The organism is Treponema sp. OMZ 798, from assembly GCF_024181385.1.
Classification (GTDB): domain Bacteria; phylum Spirochaetota; class Spirochaetia; order Treponematales; family Treponemataceae; genus Treponema_B.
This window is the reverse complement of record NZ_CP051305.1, coordinates 860946-875617: the sequence shown is the minus strand read 5'-3', so window position 1 is coordinate 875617 and position 14672 is coordinate 860946. Positions and strand designations below refer to the sequence as shown.

The 14672-nt window shown below is 39.3% G+C and carries 15 protein-coding genes and 3 tRNA genes; 3 read left to right on the top strand and 15 right to left on the bottom strand.

Annotated features, from left to right (window positions below; all coding sequences use genetic code 11):
* The first annotated feature begins 6 nt into the window (after positions 1–6).
* A complete protein-coding gene (locus tag E4O07_RS04005; protein WP_253687525.1) occupies positions 7–759 on the top strand; it encodes a sugar phosphate isomerase/epimerase family protein in 753 nt (250 codons plus the stop codon).
* A gap of 36 nt (positions 760–795) precedes the next feature.
* On the opposite strand, the gene E4O07_RS04000 is transcribed toward E4O07_RS04005, so the two are convergent.
* Positions 796–1659: a M23 family metallopeptidase gene (locus tag E4O07_RS04000; RefSeq protein ID WP_253687524.1), complete on the bottom strand. Its 864-nt coding sequence runs from the start codon at positions 1657–1659 to the stop codon at positions 796–798.
* Positions 1660–2784, bottom strand: coding sequence for a hypothetical protein (locus tag E4O07_RS03995; RefSeq protein ID WP_253687523.1), 1125 nt, complete (start codon positions 2782–2784; stop codon positions 1660–1662).
* 23 nt (positions 2785–2807) lie between these two features.
* Here E4O07_RS03995 and E4O07_RS03990 point away from each other — a divergent pair, with 23 nt between their 5' ends.
* Positions 2808–3218 carry a cytidine deaminase gene (locus E4O07_RS03990; protein ID WP_253687522.1) on the top strand — a complete coding sequence of 137 codons (411 nt, stop codon included), beginning with the start codon at positions 2808–2810 and terminating at the stop codon, positions 3216–3218.
* On the opposite strand, the gene E4O07_RS03985 is transcribed toward E4O07_RS03990, so the two are convergent.
* The 8 genes from E4O07_RS03985 to E4O07_RS03950 form a co-directional block, all read right to left on the bottom strand.
* A tRNA-Arg gene (locus E4O07_RS03985) sits at positions 3216–3289 on the bottom strand. The genes E4O07_RS03990 and E4O07_RS03985 overlap by 3 nt on opposite strands.
* A gap of 116 nt (positions 3290–3405) precedes the next feature.
* Positions 3406–3666, bottom strand: coding sequence for a type II toxin-antitoxin system RelE family toxin (locus E4O07_RS03980; RefSeq protein ID WP_253687521.1), 261 nt, complete (start codon positions 3664–3666; stop codon positions 3406–3408).
* Positions 3663–3893: a hypothetical protein gene (locus tag E4O07_RS03975; RefSeq protein WP_253687520.1), complete on the bottom strand. Its 231-nt coding sequence runs from the start codon at positions 3891–3893 to the stop codon at positions 3663–3665. Before E4O07_RS03975 ends, E4O07_RS03980 begins: the two co-directional genes overlap by 4 nt.
* Before the next feature lie 188 nt (positions 3894–4081).
* Positions 4082–5143: a hypothetical protein gene (locus tag E4O07_RS03970; RefSeq protein ID WP_253687519.1), complete on the bottom strand. Its 1062-nt coding sequence runs from the start codon at positions 5141–5143 to the stop codon at positions 4082–4084.
* Positions 5140–7755: an FG-GAP repeat domain-containing protein gene (locus E4O07_RS03965; RefSeq protein ID WP_371921960.1), complete on the bottom strand. Its 2616-nt coding sequence runs from the start codon at positions 7753–7755 to the stop codon at positions 5140–5142. The genes E4O07_RS03970 and E4O07_RS03965 overlap by 4 nt, the downstream gene beginning before the upstream one ends.
* 253 nt (positions 7756–8008) lie before the next feature.
* A complete protein-coding gene (rpsD, locus tag E4O07_RS03960; protein ID WP_253687517.1) occupies positions 8009–8629 on the bottom strand; it encodes a 30S ribosomal protein S4 in 621 nt (206 codons plus the stop codon).
* A 106-nt stretch (positions 8630–8735) separates the two neighbouring features.
* Positions 8736–8809: transfer RNA gene (locus E4O07_RS03955), tRNA-Arg, on the bottom strand.
* A gap of 33 nt (positions 8810–8842) precedes the next feature.
* A tRNA-His gene (locus tag E4O07_RS03950) sits at positions 8843–8914 on the bottom strand.
* Between the two features lie 142 nt (positions 8915–9056).
* On the opposite strand from E4O07_RS03950, the gene E4O07_RS03945 reads away from it, so the two are divergent.
* Entirely contained in the window at positions 9057–9614 is a 558-nt protein-coding gene (locus E4O07_RS03945; RefSeq protein ID WP_253687516.1) for a hypothetical protein, read from the top strand.
* A gap of 77 nt (positions 9615–9691) precedes the next feature.
* Here the strand turns inward: E4O07_RS03945 and E4O07_RS03940 are convergent, their stop codons facing one another.
* Genes E4O07_RS03940 through E4O07_RS03920 form a run of 5 tightly spaced genes read right to left on the bottom strand, consistent with a single transcriptional unit; the run spans position 9692 to position 14652 of the window.
* On the bottom strand, positions 9692–10018 hold the full coding sequence (locus E4O07_RS03940) for a DsrE family protein (RefSeq protein ID WP_253687515.1): 327 nt from the start codon (positions 10016–10018) through the stop codon (positions 9692–9694).
* 21 nt (positions 10019–10039) lie between these two features.
* The gene (locus E4O07_RS03935; protein ID WP_253687514.1) at positions 10040–11071 is read right to left on the bottom strand and encodes a deoxyribodipyrimidine photo-lyase; all 1032 of its coding nucleotides are present in this window, start codon (positions 11069–11071) and stop codon (positions 10040–10042) included.
* Positions 11072–11094: 23 nt separating this feature from the next.
* Positions 11095–12027, bottom strand: coding sequence for an ABC transporter permease (locus E4O07_RS03930; protein ID WP_253687513.1), 933 nt, complete (start codon positions 12025–12027; stop codon positions 11095–11097).
* Positions 12028–12029: 2 nt separating this feature from the next.
* A complete protein-coding gene (locus E4O07_RS03925) occupies positions 12030–13136 on the bottom strand; it encodes an ABC transporter permease (protein WP_253687512.1) in 1107 nt (368 codons plus the stop codon).
* Positions 13129–14652: an ABC transporter ATP-binding protein gene (locus E4O07_RS03920; protein ID WP_305879952.1), complete on the bottom strand. Its 1524-nt coding sequence runs from the start codon at positions 14650–14652 to the stop codon at positions 13129–13131. The genes E4O07_RS03925 and E4O07_RS03920 overlap by 8 nt, the downstream gene beginning before the upstream one ends.
* Positions 14653–14672: the final 20 nt, after the last annotated feature.

Genomic DNA, 14672 nt, shown 5'->3' with positions numbered 1-14672 from the left:
ACTCTCATGAAAAAGCTGATTAAGGCCGTTAGGACAAGTGCCGACTTTGATCTTAATCTTTTTAATGACCTTAATCTGGGAGTCGAGCTTCAAGATTTTACGGAACCCTGTTTAACCGACTCGGAAATATACTCTCTTTTAAACGAATACGAAAAAAAGCTGCCCGCTTTAAAAGGAATAAAATCCATGCACGGCAGCTTTATCGATTTAAACATAGCCTCTTTTAACCGCGACATAGCCGCTTACAGCAGAAAAATGTACAAGAGGGATTTGTTTTTTGCAAAACTTTTAAACCTCGATTTTTTAATTTTTCACACACATATCATGCCTTGGTTTAAAGAAGACTTTAAATTCGATTTGTTTTTAAAAAGCAATGCGGAATTTTTTAATGAGGCCGTAGAAAATTCGGGTTTTAAAGGCTGCGTTGTTTTAGAAAACGTCTGCGAAAAGGACAGCCGCCTCAGTGCAAAACTGATAGAAGCCGTTGCCATGCCTCAGGTAAAATTAAACCTTGATTGGGGGCATGCCTTGGTCTCAGGCGAAAAAATCGAAAGCTGGTTTTCCAATAATCAAAAACACATAGCCTACATGCATCTTCATTCCAATGACGAGAAAAGCGATCTTCACAATCCCGTCTCAAAAGAAGACTTTAATAAGCTTAATACCTTATTAGAAAAATACGGACTAAATTTTCCTATTTGCTTGGAATATTGGGACGTCGATATAAAAAAGGAAATAGAAAGAATAGAGGCATTTTAAAACTAGCGGATTTTAAAATAAGCTCATTTTAAAAATCTACTCTACTTGAAAAACAAAAGAAGCCCGTTTTTGATTTCCGCTTTTATCGAGGGCGGTAATTATAAGCTCAATTTTTCCTGCCGGTAAATTTATCTTTCCCAAATGCATTGTGCCCTCTTTTTGATACAAAAGGGAAAGAGAGGCCTTTTTATTTTGCAAGTAAAGATCCTTACCGTCAGAACTCAAGACCTCAAAGGGAAGGTCAGCTATATTCATTCCATTAATTGAAACCATAATCCTAAAAGGTGCGAGAGGCGGTCCTCCTTTTTCGGCTGAATCAAAGATTGAAGAATAAAGATCATAGGCGCCCTGCCTTATTTTTTTTGACGTTTCCAAATTAATTATCTGCTTATCTCCGTTTATCAAAACGGTATTTTGAATTTGGGGCTCCGTTTTTTCTTCAACGGCAGGCATAAATAAAAGAGGATTGATTAAAACATTATTGCGTGTATCTGCAACCTGAAAAATTAAACTCTTTTCCTCTGTCCATGCCGATTTTCCGGCATATCCCAAAATAGAACCGGCCTCGGTTTCTTTCCTGGAAACAAAAATATCCGTCTCAGAAAGATTGCCGTACACACTTTGCAGTCCCTCATCATCTATAAAAATCATAGCATTTCCCAAGGTGCTTGGAAAAAAGCGAGCGCTGTTTTTATCCTCGATACTTATCACGTGTTTACCGTAACCCGAAGCTCTAACCGTCTCAACCTCTTTAAACACCAAGGAACGGGAAACGGAAGCCGAAGACTCATCTCTTTGAGCAAACAAACGCAAAAGAGAAGGATTTTCTACAGGCCATTCAAAAGAATAAGAGTATAAAAAAGTCATAAAAAATAAAAAGATATAAATATTTTTTTTCATTTAAAGCCCCCGTATATCCAATGCAGTAATCTTATCGTCGGTACCTATGTAAATTTTATTTTCTTTTTGAATTAAAAAGGTATTTCGAGACTTAAATTTGGTTTTTCCCATCATCAAATTTGGAGGATCTATCAACAAAATAGAACATTCATCATCTTTTTGCAGAAGCACTGTAAGTAAGGCATTTTTATTTTGAAAGCCCAAACCTGCAATAAAACCTTCTTCCTTGATAAGAGAAAGAGTTAAGTTTTTACAGTCTATAATTCCTATACCGTCTGCAGATTCAAAAACTGCAAAATGCCCTGATTCATCAAACGAAGCAAAGGCCTGCCTTCTTAAATCTTTTTCAAAATATGAGTGATAGACTATTTTATGCTGCCGGCCCGAAATATTTATAAGAACAACTCTTTGCTTATCAAGCCCGCATAAGCAAAGCACCTGTTTTCCATCTTCCGAAATTGCAGCCCCCATTATTGCCTGATAGGTACTGCCCCCGGGATAAAAACTAAAAAGAGTATTCCCATCGGAATCAAGACATACTAAGAGCCCGTCTGAATGACCTATCACACAGCCGGCCTTGGAGGACTGAAAAGCGGTTATAGGAAAGGTATGAGTATAGTGCCACAATTTTTTACCGGTATTGTCATATCGGGAAAGGGAAGAACCTTCAGGTTCAAACAAAAAAATTCTATCCTTATCGAGGTAAACATAGCCGGGCTTGTCGATACGTAAAAAAGGTTTTTCTAAATCGAATTCTTCAGGCTTATAAATATCCGTAAAAAGAGGCTTTTGAGGATATTTTGTCCAAGCATAAAAAGAAGAACTGAATCTTTCTTCAGCAGTTTCAGCCCTCAAAATTTCTCCGCCTTCCGTAAAATACCCGAATAAATTACCCAAAGAAAAAGCAATGGGCTCTTTTCCGGTAAACCTTTGTTTAAGCTCCTCAGCGGACGCACCAGCCTCTCCGGAATAAATTTGTCCGTTTTGAACTTGCGGTATGGGTGAAGACCACAAAGGCATCAGATAAACATCTTCCCTCATGGGAACAGCAGCTGCAAAGATATATATAACAAGAAGAATTATTACACCGATAAAAATAAATTTATTTTTTCCTTTAAATAACATGGAAAACATGATATACTACTTTTATGGAAATTTCAAGTCAGTTAGAAAATTTATTCAAAACAGCCCTTGAGGCTGCAAAAAAAGCCTACGCGCCCTACTCTAATTTTCATGTGGGCGCAGCTCTTTTGTTGGAAGACGGTTCTATTGTAACAGGCGTAAATGTAGAAAACCGCTCATACGGCCTTACAAACTGTGCGGAGCGCACAGCAATATTTAAGGCGGTTTCTGAAGGAAAAAAGGATTTTAAGGCCATTGCCATCGCAACACCCGATGCGGACTATCCCGTAAGCCCTTGCGGAGCATGCAGACAGGTTATTTCGGAATTCATGGCAGGAGATATACCGGTAATCTTCGGCTCCTCCCTTGATAATGTAGTGCTCACAGATGTCAAAGGAATATACCCCTTCGATGCCCTGCACGAATTAAAAAAATGACCCGTAGACGATTCGAACGTCCGACCTGCTGCTTAGGAGGCAGCCGCTCTATCCAACTGAGCTAACGGATCAAGATAACGAGGATTATACACAAAAGGCCCTAAAAGTTCAATACGGCAATTTAAAAATAATTATATTTTTTGCGTTTATACTGTGTATTTTTTAATTGATAATTATTCATTATCAATCATAATTTATACACCGTTGAGCGGTGTCCAATTTCGATGGCGGTAATAATCAGCTTATCATCATGAATGCGGCATAAAATGATGTAGTCGCCGACACGATACCGCCATAACCCTGAAAGATTTGAAGTAAGAGCTTTTCCTCGGGAACGCGGATTATCAAGAAGCTCAATTTGTTCAAGATAATCCAAAACACGCTTTGAGATTACAGTGTCCAGTTTTTTTAATTGTTTTTTAAATGTTTCGGTCAAGATGACTTTCATAGACCTAACTCGTACCGCATTTCATCAATGGTATAGGTTTTTTCTCCGCTTTTCTCAAAGTCATTCCAGGCTTTTTCGGCACGAGCGGCATCTTCAGCATCTTCCTGCAATTCGGCAAGATAACGGCTTAGGGCATTCTCCAAGACGGTATCTTTAGCTGCTCCTGTTATTTTCGCCGCCCGTTCCAATGCTTGATACACTTTATTTGTCATAGTCATTGTATACATAACAAGCCTCCATATTCCATATTTCGGCCCTGATGCCGATCAGTCTGTATATTATACCACACTTACCCCCAATTTTGTAAGAGCCGCTTTTTTTAATTTTTTTGCATTTACATATACTGTGTATTTTATATACTTTTGCGGTAAAATTGTTTCTAACAATAGAGGTAAAGAAAGCCGTCTTTTTAGTTTTACCTCAGAGCATCGGCTTTTTTGAGCCATTCGTAAAAGTCAAGACCTGAAACGTCTCGGTCGGGAGCAAAGAGGCGGCCGTCGATCAGGGGTATAATGTCCTCTTCTACGGTACCTATGATTGCATCAAAGTAAACTCCGTCTATGGCGACGTCCTGTATCGGGCTTGACTTTCCGCTATAGACATATTGGCGGCTGTATTGAGTGAGGGCCTCATTGTCATTCCCTATAAGAAGATGCCACAAAAAAAGAGCTGCATCCTTCCTTGTTGCCGTACCCTTTGAAAGGTTGACCGAATCGTCATACCAGCCTGCTGCCTTTAGCCTGTCTGCGAGCATTGCAGGCCTCCAAAAGGCCGTGCCTGTAATTGCATCGAGGGCATGGGTATTATCCTGAGTCAGGGTTGTCATGTCTATTAGGCTTATCTTAGTTTTGGTTAAAATCTGTGCTGTGCTATTTTTTAAATCGGAATCTACCCTATAGAATTTGCGGCAATACTCCCTCTTTTCACCGTAAAGAAGACCGTACTCCTCATGTAAAAAGTCCAAGGAAGCATCAAAGGCAACAAGGGCCCTGGTATAATCTTCCAAAAGGTAATATACAAAGCCCAACTCAGATTGAAGCCTGTATGCCCTCGGATTTAATTTAATCATAGAAATCAGATAATCCCTCTTGTCTTCAAGCCCTTCGGTTAAACGCGATTTGACAAGATGCACATACTCTTCGTGGGGATTATAGCTTTCGGCGGTTTTAAGCATTCTTTTAGCAGAAGACCTGTCTCTTACAAGCAAAAAATAGTCGGAATAAAGGGCATATACAAGAGAAAGATAGGACCTGTCCGATGAAGGAACCGCCAAGAGGGTATTTAGCTCCTGTTTTATCTGTAAAATCTTTTCCTGATTATTTTCACGGTACTGCCTGACTATGTTCACCTCAATATTTTCTATATTTCGAATATTATCCTGCGATGAGGTAGTAGAATAAATAGAATCTTTTTGCATTGTTGAACAAGAAACAAAAAGTATAGAAGCAAGAAGTACTAAAAATAAAGATTTTTTCATTTTGAAACTCCCGTATAAGAATGGATGCGGTTATCTATGCCGCAGCTTATCAATTCAGGCTTTCCATTTCCGTCTACATCGATAAGATATGGAATACCTGTTCCTGCAACAGGAAAACCGTTTAAGGGCGAAAAGTTAGAATTATAAGCATAGATTGAATTTCCGCCTCCCGAAACAAGCACATCATCATAGCCGTCCGAATCAATATCGATTAAACTTATAAGATAATCGGCTGCATTTTTTTGCTTTAAAGGAATTTTGTCTATTATATTACACTCGGTATCTATCTTATACAAAAAGCCGTTATCCGTAATCAAAAAGAACATTTTTAGGTTTTCGGAATAAACGGGTTGAGTCTTACAAGAAGTATTAAGATCTATGGAATAAACCTCCCCTGCTTTTCCCTGCATAATATCAGAAGGCTTAAGAGAGAACACGCCCTTCTCCGTCAAGACGGCTTCATAGGTATTATTTTTATATAAAATAGGCTGAACAGCCGAAATACCGTCAAGCACCTTGGGATAACCGGAAACAATTTTTCCCTTATCATCAAAAACATACATATAACTGTCAAAAGAACGGGGAATAGCCGTAATAAAATTTCCATACACTGAAGGAGCAGCCCTTAAACGCGTATTCATCTCATCCGAATAATAAAAGGAAGCTGAACTTTCCACATACAAAAGAACGGGCTTATTGGCAACAGGCACAACCATCTTATTCTGTATTATCGATGGCGAAGAATTTAATTTTTCTCCGGTTAAAATCGGGAAGCCGGAGGACACGTTTAAATTATAATCGGTCTTATAAACGCTGCCTCGCGCAGATACGGCCCAAACTGCATTCACAATACCGTTTTTAGTCTCAAGGTTTAAATAGGCCTTATCATCCAGCTTGATCGATTTTAATTGTTTATCCGCCAAATTTAAGGCATAAAGGTTAGGCCCGCTTGTCCAATAAGCAAAGGGAACATTGTTTTCCCCTTTTCCGCAATACAGATAAGAATTCAATTTGGAATTAGTTTCATATGGAAATGCAGGCAGTTCTCCCAAGGAATGGGCTTCGGTTTTTTGAGCATAAACCTCAAATTTAAGGGTCTTTTCTTTTTCAAAGCGTATTGAAACAACCCCTCGGCCGAAGCCTTTCAAAACCGATTGCATCATATCGTTTGATCTTAAAAATAAGGGAATTTGATTTTCAAGATTATAATAAACAAAGACCGAAGTTTCGGGAGAAAAAGCTCTTGTTATGTTTTTCCAGTTTTCGGTTTTTACAAGTAAATTTCCTCTTTTGACGTCATTCAGCATGGACGCAAGAGCCTCCGCACTTTGAGAAAGGTATAGATAACCTCCTTCAATAACATAAAAAGGAGAAGGGAGCTCAGCATTAAAGGCCCTCAAAAGAGCCGTTAAAATATCGGGAAACTCTATACGCGGTATTCTTATACCGTCAACAAGGGCCGAGATATTTCTGTTTACAAAGAATGAGGTATAGATTAATTCGAAGGCCTGTCTGCATAGCTTTTCGTCTTTTAAAGAAACAAAAAAGATTGGAACATCGGATTGCTTTACTTCAAAAACACCTATTTCCTCTCCCATCCACGAAAAAAGCAAATCATCGATGCTCTTATTAAAAACGAATTTAGATGCCTTATTCGCCGAATTATAGGATTGCAATACAGAGGCACCCAAAATATCTTTTCCGTTTTTAAATAAGAAATCGGCATCTCCCATATTTATCAAGCTTATATAATCGGTAGATTTCGGAAGCCTGTTCAATATTCCCGGAATAAAGGCCTGTCTTTGGAGAATAGTATTCAAGCCCTCAGACTCGGTTTCCCATTTGCAAAGACCTGAAAGACTTATGTCCTTATAATCCAAACTGAGATCTATCTTTGCCGCTTCAGTAAATTTAAGAGCCCTCACAACATTATTACTTATCGAATCATCTTTGGGAGTATCTTTCGTAAAATAATTTACATCGCTCAATATGCTCAAAGTCTCGCCTTTTTTTTCTTTGATAAATTTACGCAAGGTTTTAATGTGTTCGTCTTCATTCTTTTTAGACAGGGCCGAAAAGAATAAATCCTTGGATGTAGAAAGTATTATCGAATCCTTGTAGTTTACCGCATATATGCTTTGACCGCCTCCCAAGTCATACTGCCAAAAGCTTATGCCGTTTTCTTCAAGCTGTTTAAGTTCTTTTAAGTCGGAAAACAAGTCGGTCTTAAATCTAAGTATCAAGGGTAAAAGTCTTGTTCCGGCCGAACGGAAGCCCAACTTAGCAAAAATCAAAAAGTTATCGCCCGGGTAGGCCGCTATGTCTAAACTAATATTAGATGCAGAACTGAACCACCATGAGGTCAGCATAGGAGAAGCTCTAAAAGAACGGATAGTTCCCTGTAACTGAGCCGTTTCAGGCGAGCTTAAAACCGAATCAAGGGTCTGCATTGAAAGAGTTTTTTGTAAAAGTTCCCCTGCGGAATCTATATTCACATAGGCGTAATGCCCTTCAGGTATATACTCGATAGGATTTATACCATCGATTGCAGAATAAATAAAAAAACCGGCAATAGGCAAAATCAATACAAGCAAGATGACTAAAATAGCCATTCCAAGCTTAAAAAACACACCGTGCTTTTTTTTAATTTTTTCATTACTTTTTGAAGTTACTGCTTCATCATTTTTTTCGCTTAAAAAAGTTTCGGTATTATCGCTCATCTAAACTCTCCAAATTTAATTATGTTTAACATTATAGAACTAAAGAAGCAAAAAATCAAGCATGATGAATATAATAAAAAAACGGCTCATCCTTTTGAATGAGCCGTTTTGTGCAAGAGCTTAAAACCAAGTTTACACTTAAAGTTTAAGCATTTCTTGAATAGTATTCAACAACGTTCTGAATGTTTCCTACAGGCTGAATATCCGTAGTAACAGGTAAAATATTTACTGTAGCAGAAAGTTTTTCGTCATCAATTGTGAGCCAAGAACCTCTTGTACTTTGAGAAGTGCTCATATTATGACGGATAAGGGCTTGAATACCTTTTTTATTTTTTGTTGTAATAACATCGTTTACGCTTACGCACATCGAGGGAATGTTTACGGGCTTTCCGTTAATAAAGAAATAAGCATGCGTGACCATTTGTCTGGCCTGTGCACGGCTGATAGCAAAGCCCATTCGATAAATCGTATTATCCAAACGCTGTTCCATCAAGGAAATCATATTATCACCGGTAACACCGGGCATTCGGCTTGCTTTTTTATATAAATTCCTGAACTGACGTTCCGAAATTCCATAAGCAAATCTGAATTTTTGTTTTTCCTTTAATTGTTCACCATAAACAGAAGTCTTGCCCCGTTTTCTTGCGCCGCGTTCTTTTCCGGGACCATTCGGCTTGCGATCCAAAAGCTTGTCGTATTTCGGATTACCATAGATATTAACGCCGAGTCGTCTAACTGTTTTTCCCTTAGGCTGTTTAATCGCCATTCGTCACCTCTTATAACAATAAAATAGATTATTAAGCCTACCAAAATCAGACTGTTTTGTCAAGTAATTAAAAATTATGGAAACAGTAAAATAGGCGGCAAATCCATGCGCCCGACACGATTCGAACGTGCGACCTGCGGATTCGAAGTCCGATGCTCTATCCAGCTGAGCTACAGGCGCAAAAAGATCCAGAGCCTTATAAGCTCCGCAGAGGGTGGGTAGTGGGATTTGAACCCACGACAACCAGAACCACAATCTGGCGCTCTACCCCTGAACTATACCCACCAAGTACGGGGGATATTATGCTAAAAAATACAAAAAATGTCAAGGTCTTTTTTTTATAAAATTAGACAAAGTTCAATTTTAAGCCTTGAAGACTTAAAAAAAATAGTGTATAATTTTACGTATAAATCAAAAGGAGATTTTTATGTCGAATTTAAAAGCAATTGACCTTTTTGAAGCTTATGCTCAAAACAAACTTCCAATGGATCAAGGATACATCGTTTCATCCTTTTTTAAGGAAGATTCGGCCTACAGTGTTTATGAAATAATTTCATATTCAACCGTAAAAGATATTTATATGACAGGGGACGGATTAACCTTCCAAACAAACGGAAAAAAACTTTTCCTATTGGTAGAACCAGCAAACTTCCCGCACAAGGCAACCGAACCTGTGTTTAGAGATAAGAATTTTCAGGTTCCTTTGAGATTTAAAGAATCGAATATTTATACTGCAAAAAATCAATCTACGATTATCTATAGCAAAAAACCGCAAGAAGCTATTTCGGCTTTTACTGTAGTAAAACCGGTGGGTATCAACTTTGCATTCCTCTTTTATCCTCTTCCCGATACATTTAAGTCTATTGAACTTTTCTTTGAAAAAACCTTAAATCAGGAAGCCGTTATCCCCGTAAGCGATGCAAAGAAAGTAGCCAAGGAATTTGCAGCTCTTTGCGAAAAAACCCTTACATGGCCTAAAGAATAAATTTTTAAAGGGGTACCTAGTATTAAAGCAGGTACCTCTTTTGCATGATCCCGCCGGATGGTTTAAGAGCTTTGGTCTTACTCGATGGTGTATTCGATAAAGCCTTCTGCTTTCCGGCTTATAATTTCGCCTATTCCGGCCCTAACTGTCCTGATGTTTTTATAGTTGATATCGGGCATATTTTGACCTGTCAGGGCGTTATGACACAGGGCTATGTCTAGTCCTGAGTCCGTAAAATCGTTTTCAAGATTTTCAAAGTGTTTTACAACATCACCTGCAAAAACAACTTCAATTTCGGCTGTATCGCCCATCTCTTCACAATATCTTTTATAATTTGTTATCTTGTGCCTTAGCTTGTCAATCAAATTAAATTTTTCAATCCTAAATAAAACCTTATAATGCATAGTTCCTTCCTTAAAATAAATTTATAAATCCTCATTCGGTATAGACGGTTCAGGCGGAGGTCTTCTTTTTGAATTATGCTTTTCGATTTCCGCATCCAGGTCTTTAACCTGAGATCTAATCAAAAATGGAGAACCCATGGCAAAGACCCTTCCTTCATCCAGTATATAAAGGGGCAAATTCTCTAAAACCGAAAATTGAGCCTTGGGATAGGTATCCGGAGCGGCGTGAGTTCCGGGGCCTGCACCAAGGGACTTAAAACTTAAAAACAAGCCCTTAGTATTTTCTGCATTTGTATCCGAAGAAATTATGTATTTTCCCGTTTCATAATTGCGTAAGACGCTTCCGGTGTTGGTAACACAGGAATATACAAGGCTGCCGCGCTTTAAAAGACGGGGAAACTCTAAGCCGGTTCCGTCATTTCCTTTAACAACTACCTTTTTATCGTTATACTCAAGGTCATCAAGCCAGTAGCGGAAGCGGATATAATCGTCTCCGGTAAAAAAATAAGCATCTATAGATTCGGGAGCCTCATTAGGATAAAGAAGAATTCCGTCAGGACTGCCCTGCTCTACCCAAAAACCGTCCAAAGGAGATTTTTTATCTTCGAGTGACTTCTCATAATTTTCATCTTTTGTTTCAAAAAGATTATCAGCACTTTCTTTTTTTACCTCATAGGGAATCTTTTTATAAAATGAAGTAAAAAAGAAGTCATCTTGTATACAAACAGGCATTACAACGGCTTTTTTTACATAAGGATATCTTATTCTTAAATAAAATCGGCTTTTAGAATCTTCAACAGTTTCCATTGAGGTAGAAAAATTGCCCATTTTTTCGTAAACGAAGCGGTAATATGGTTTTAAAACTATCCTCATATCCAGAGAAGCCTCATCTTTTTTTGAAAACTCTATAAACCGCCCTCCGTTTTCCCATAGGCCTTGTATAGAAAGCCCTTTTTGAGATAAGGGACTATCGACATTTTCTTGCCCAAAGAGATTAAAGGCTATAAAAAGGCTCAATACAAGGCTAAACTGATGAAAAAATCTTTTTTTCATAGGCCATCCCGTATTAAGACAGCTTAATAAGGCTGTCCGTCAGCCTTAGGTGCTGCAGAATTTTTGCTGAAAAGCACAAGGGCTATCAGGGTTACTACATAGGGGAAAATCTTAAGCCAAATCGGCGGGATTAGGCTTAAAGAGGGTATAACCTGAGAGACGTTTGCGACAGTTCTGGCAAAACCGAAAAAGAAGGTTGCACCTAAGATACCCAAGGGTTTCCATTGTCCGAAGATCAGAGCTGCAAGGGCTAAAAAGCCGAGGCCGTCAACACTTCCGTTAAATTCCCCGGAATAGGTTACAAGGATAACGGCTCCGCCTAAACCTGCCAAGGCCCCGCTTGCACATACGGCAAAATAGCGCATCTTATGAACATTTACACCTGCACTGGCTACAGCTGAGGGATGCTCTCCGCAGGCTCTAAGCCTTAAACCGAATGAAGTCTTGTACAATAAAAACCAAGAAAAAACCAAGATAGCCAAAACCAGCCAAGTGCTCCAATAGCTTTGAGAAAAGAATAAGGGACCTAAAACGGGAATGTTTGCAAGCCCCGGAATATCTTTTCGGATTATACTGCTTATTCGGACGTTTCCCGAACCTAAGATGGCCCTTGCGGTATATACTGTAAGGGCAGCAGCCAGCATATTTATGGCAGTGCCGCTTATAATCTGATCTGCTTTTAAGGTAATTGATGCAAAGGCATGTAAAAGAGAGTATAAGATTCCCATAATTACGGCAGCTAAAAGCCCTATGGGAATAAGAAGCCCTGAGGGCACTAAGCCTTCTAAGAGATTTATGGTAATAGCTGCAGCAAAACTGCCTACAAGCATGAGGCCTTCAAGTCCTAAATTGACTACACCGCTCCTTTCGCTGTAAAGGCCTCCTAAGGAAGTCACTAAAAGAGGAATAGTATATGCTATAACATAAGGAAATATTGAAGTTAATGTATGCCACATAATTAGTCTGCCTCCTTAATATGCTTTTTCTTATTTTTTTGGATTTTAGACCAAAAGCGCTTTAACAATAAACTTGTAGCCGTAAAATAAATGATAACTGCAATAATTGTATCGGCTATTTCGGGCGGAACGGTTGTGTTGGCACTCATAAAGCCTTTTCCTACATGTAGAACACCGAAAAAGAGGGAGCTTAAGGCAACTCCTATCGAATTCCCGGCTCCTAAAAGAGCAACGGCTATACCGTCAAAGCCCTGCGAGGGTAAAACTCCTATCTGCATATTAAGAGAATAGCCCGCATAGTAGGTTAAGCCGGCGAGCCCCGAAAGAGCACCCGCTATCATCATCGAAAAGATAATGTTTCTGTTTACCTTTATGCCTGCATATTCGGCACCGCTCTTATTATAGCCCGCAGCCTTTAACTCAAAACCCAGAGTTGTCTTGTCCAATATTATTTTTACAAGGATCATTCCGAAAATACCTAAAAAGATACCGTAGTTTATGTACTCGCTTCCAAAGAGTTTACTCAGCCATTCAGCCCTCAGGGTATGCTCTATGGCAATTGAGCGGCTTTCGGTTTCGATAAACTCTGCCTTTAGATAACCTTGAACCGAATAATAAACTATCCAATAGGCTATCCAGTTCATCATTATGGTAGAAACTACCTCATGCACATTGAATACGGCCTTTAAAAGTCCGGGAAGGGCCGCCCAAACGGCACCCCCTATCATGGCAGCTATTATTAAAACAATCAATAAAAGAGGACGAGGCATTGAGCTGTTTAAGGCTATAACTGTAGCGCAAAGACCTCCGATAAGCATCTGGCCTGAAGCACCTATATTAAAAAGGCCCGTTTTAAAAGCAAAGCTGACGGATAATCCTACAAAGAGGAGTATTGTAGCTGTTGCAAGGGTATTTCCGATGCGTTCTATGTTCATAAGCCCGCCCCGGAAAAGATAGGAAAAGGCCGAAAAAGGGTTTGTACCCAATACGGCTATAAAAACGGCTCCTGCAATAAGGCCGAGCAAAACAGCAGAAAAACTTATAATAAAATTGTTTTCGGCTATGTTAAAGTCTTTAAAATTAAGGCTTCTTATTTTAAGCTTACTCATTCTTTCCTCCCATACCGGCCATCATAAGCCCTACTTCTTCGGCTGTAGTTTCTTCAGGGCGTACAATTCCGCTTAAAGCCCCCCTGTGCATGACGGCTATCCTGTCGGAAAGGTTAAAAATTTCGTCAAGCTCAAAGGAAATTAAAAGAACAGCCCTTCCGTTATCCCTGTGTTTTACCAGCTCTTTATGGATGGACTCTATAGCCCCGACATCAAGCCCCCGTGTGGGGTTGACGGCTATTAAAAGAGGAGGATCCAGGGTTATTTCCCTTCCAAGAATAGCCTTTTGCTGATTTCCTCCGCTCAAATCTCCTGCCTTGGATTCGATGCCTGAACCTGAGCGTACATCGAAGGCTTCACTGACCTTTTGAGCAAAGCTTTTTATTTTCTCCATATTTAAAAAGCCGTGCTTTTGGAAAGCTTTTGTGTAATAGGATTTTATGACCATGTTTTCGGCAATAGAATACTGCAAAACAAGGCCGTGCTTTTGTCTGTCTTCAGGTACATGACCCAGACCCGATTCGGCTCTTTTCCGTATAGAAAGGTTTGTAATATCTTTTCCTTCCAAAACTATGCTGCCCGATTCCGAAGGCATGAGGCCTGAAAGAGCATAGACCAATTCGCTTTGTCCGTTTCCGTCTACACCGGCTATGCCTACAATTTCTCCGGCTCTTACATCAAGCGAAAAATTGCTGACTGCAGGAAGTTTTTTTTCTTTTAATACGTTTAAGTTTTTAATTTCGAGAATCGGAGCGCCCGGCTTTGAAGGCCCTTTCGGAACCTTAAAGTCTACAGGCCGGCCTACCATTTTGGAAGCAAGTTCATTTTTGGTTGTAGAAGCCACATCGACAACATCTATGAGTTTTCCTCGTCTTATAATAGTACACTTGTCGGCTGCATCCAAAATTTCCTGCAATTTATGGGTAATAAGGATTATGGCCTTGCCTTCTGCGGCTAGGTTCCGCATAATCTGCATAAGCTCGCTTATTTCCTGAGGAGTCAAAACTGCCGTAGGCTCATCGAAGATGAGAATGTCTGCATTCCTGTAAAGCATTTTTAGGATTTCAACCCTTTGCTGCATACCTACAGTTATGTTGCTTATAACGGCATCGGGTTCAATAAAAAGACCGTATTTATCGCTTAATTCTTTTATACGCTTTTCGGCTTCTTTTTGGTTTAGGATAAAACCGCCTTCTTTACCTAAAATAATGTTTTCGGTTACTGTAAAATTATGGATGAGTTTAAAATGTTGATGCACCATTCCGATACCTAGATCATTTGCATCGTTGGGGCTGTTTATTTTTACCTTATTCCCCTTCACAAAGATTTCTCCCCTGTCGGCATGATAAAGTCCGAAGAGGATACTCATCAGGGTAGACTTACCCGCTCCGTTTTCTCCCAAAATTGCATGAATCTCTCCTTTCTTCACTTGGAGAGTTATATCGTCGTTTGCCACAATTCCGGGAAATTCCTTACGGATATTTCTCATTTCAATAACATAATCAGAATGGGACAATTTGAACTCCTCAAAAAATA

What these genes read in the sequence shown, in the direction of transcription:
- E4O07_RS03975 (WP_253687520.1), bottom strand. Translation starts at nt 3,893, where the DNA reads ATGTATACAATGACTATGACAAATAAAGTGTATCAAGCATTGGAACGG.
- E4O07_RS03965 (WP_371921960.1), bottom strand. Translation starts at nt 7,755, where the DNA reads ATGGCTATTTTAGTCATCTTGCTTGTATTGATTTTGCCTATTGCCGGT.
- E4O07_RS04005 (WP_253687525.1), top strand. Translation starts at nt 7, where the DNA reads ATGAAAAAGCTGATTAAGGCCGTTAGGACAAGTGCCGACTTTGATCTT.
- E4O07_RS03980 (WP_253687521.1), bottom strand. Translation starts at nt 3,666, where the DNA reads ATGAAAGTCATCTTGACCGAAACATTTAAAAAACAATTAAAAAAACTG.
- E4O07_RS03930 (WP_253687513.1), bottom strand. Translation starts at nt 12,027, where the DNA reads ATGTGGCATACATTAACTTCAATATTTCCTTATGTTATAGCATATACT.
- rpsD (WP_253687517.1), bottom strand. Translation starts at nt 8,629, where the DNA reads ATGGCGATTAAACAGCCTAAGGGAAAAACAGTTAGACGACTCGGCGTT.
- E4O07_RS04000 (WP_253687524.1), bottom strand. Translation starts at nt 1,659, where the DNA reads ATGAAAAAAAATATTTATATCTTTTTATTTTTTATGACTTTTTTATAC.
- E4O07_RS03940 (WP_253687515.1), bottom strand. Translation starts at nt 10,018, where the DNA reads ATGCATTATAAGGTTTTATTTAGGATTGAAAAATTTAATTTGATTGAC.
- E4O07_RS03990 (WP_253687522.1), top strand. Translation starts at nt 2,808, where the DNA reads ATGGAAATTTCAAGTCAGTTAGAAAATTTATTCAAAACAGCCCTTGAG.
- E4O07_RS03925 (WP_253687512.1), bottom strand. Translation starts at nt 13,136, where the DNA reads ATGAGTAAGCTTAAAATAAGAAGCCTTAATTTTAAAGACTTTAACATA.
- E4O07_RS03935 (WP_253687514.1), bottom strand. Translation starts at nt 11,071, where the DNA reads ATGAAAAAAAGATTTTTTCATCAGTTTAGCCTTGTATTGAGCCTTTTT.
- E4O07_RS03945 (WP_253687516.1), top strand. Translation starts at nt 9,057, where the DNA reads ATGTCGAATTTAAAAGCAATTGACCTTTTTGAAGCTTATGCTCAAAAC.
- E4O07_RS03995 (WP_253687523.1), bottom strand. Translation starts at nt 2,784, where the DNA reads ATGTTATTTAAAGGAAAAAATAAATTTATTTTTATCGGTGTAATAATT.
- E4O07_RS03970 (WP_253687519.1), bottom strand. Translation starts at nt 5,143, where the DNA reads ATGAAAAAATCTTTATTTTTAGTACTTCTTGCTTCTATACTTTTTGTT.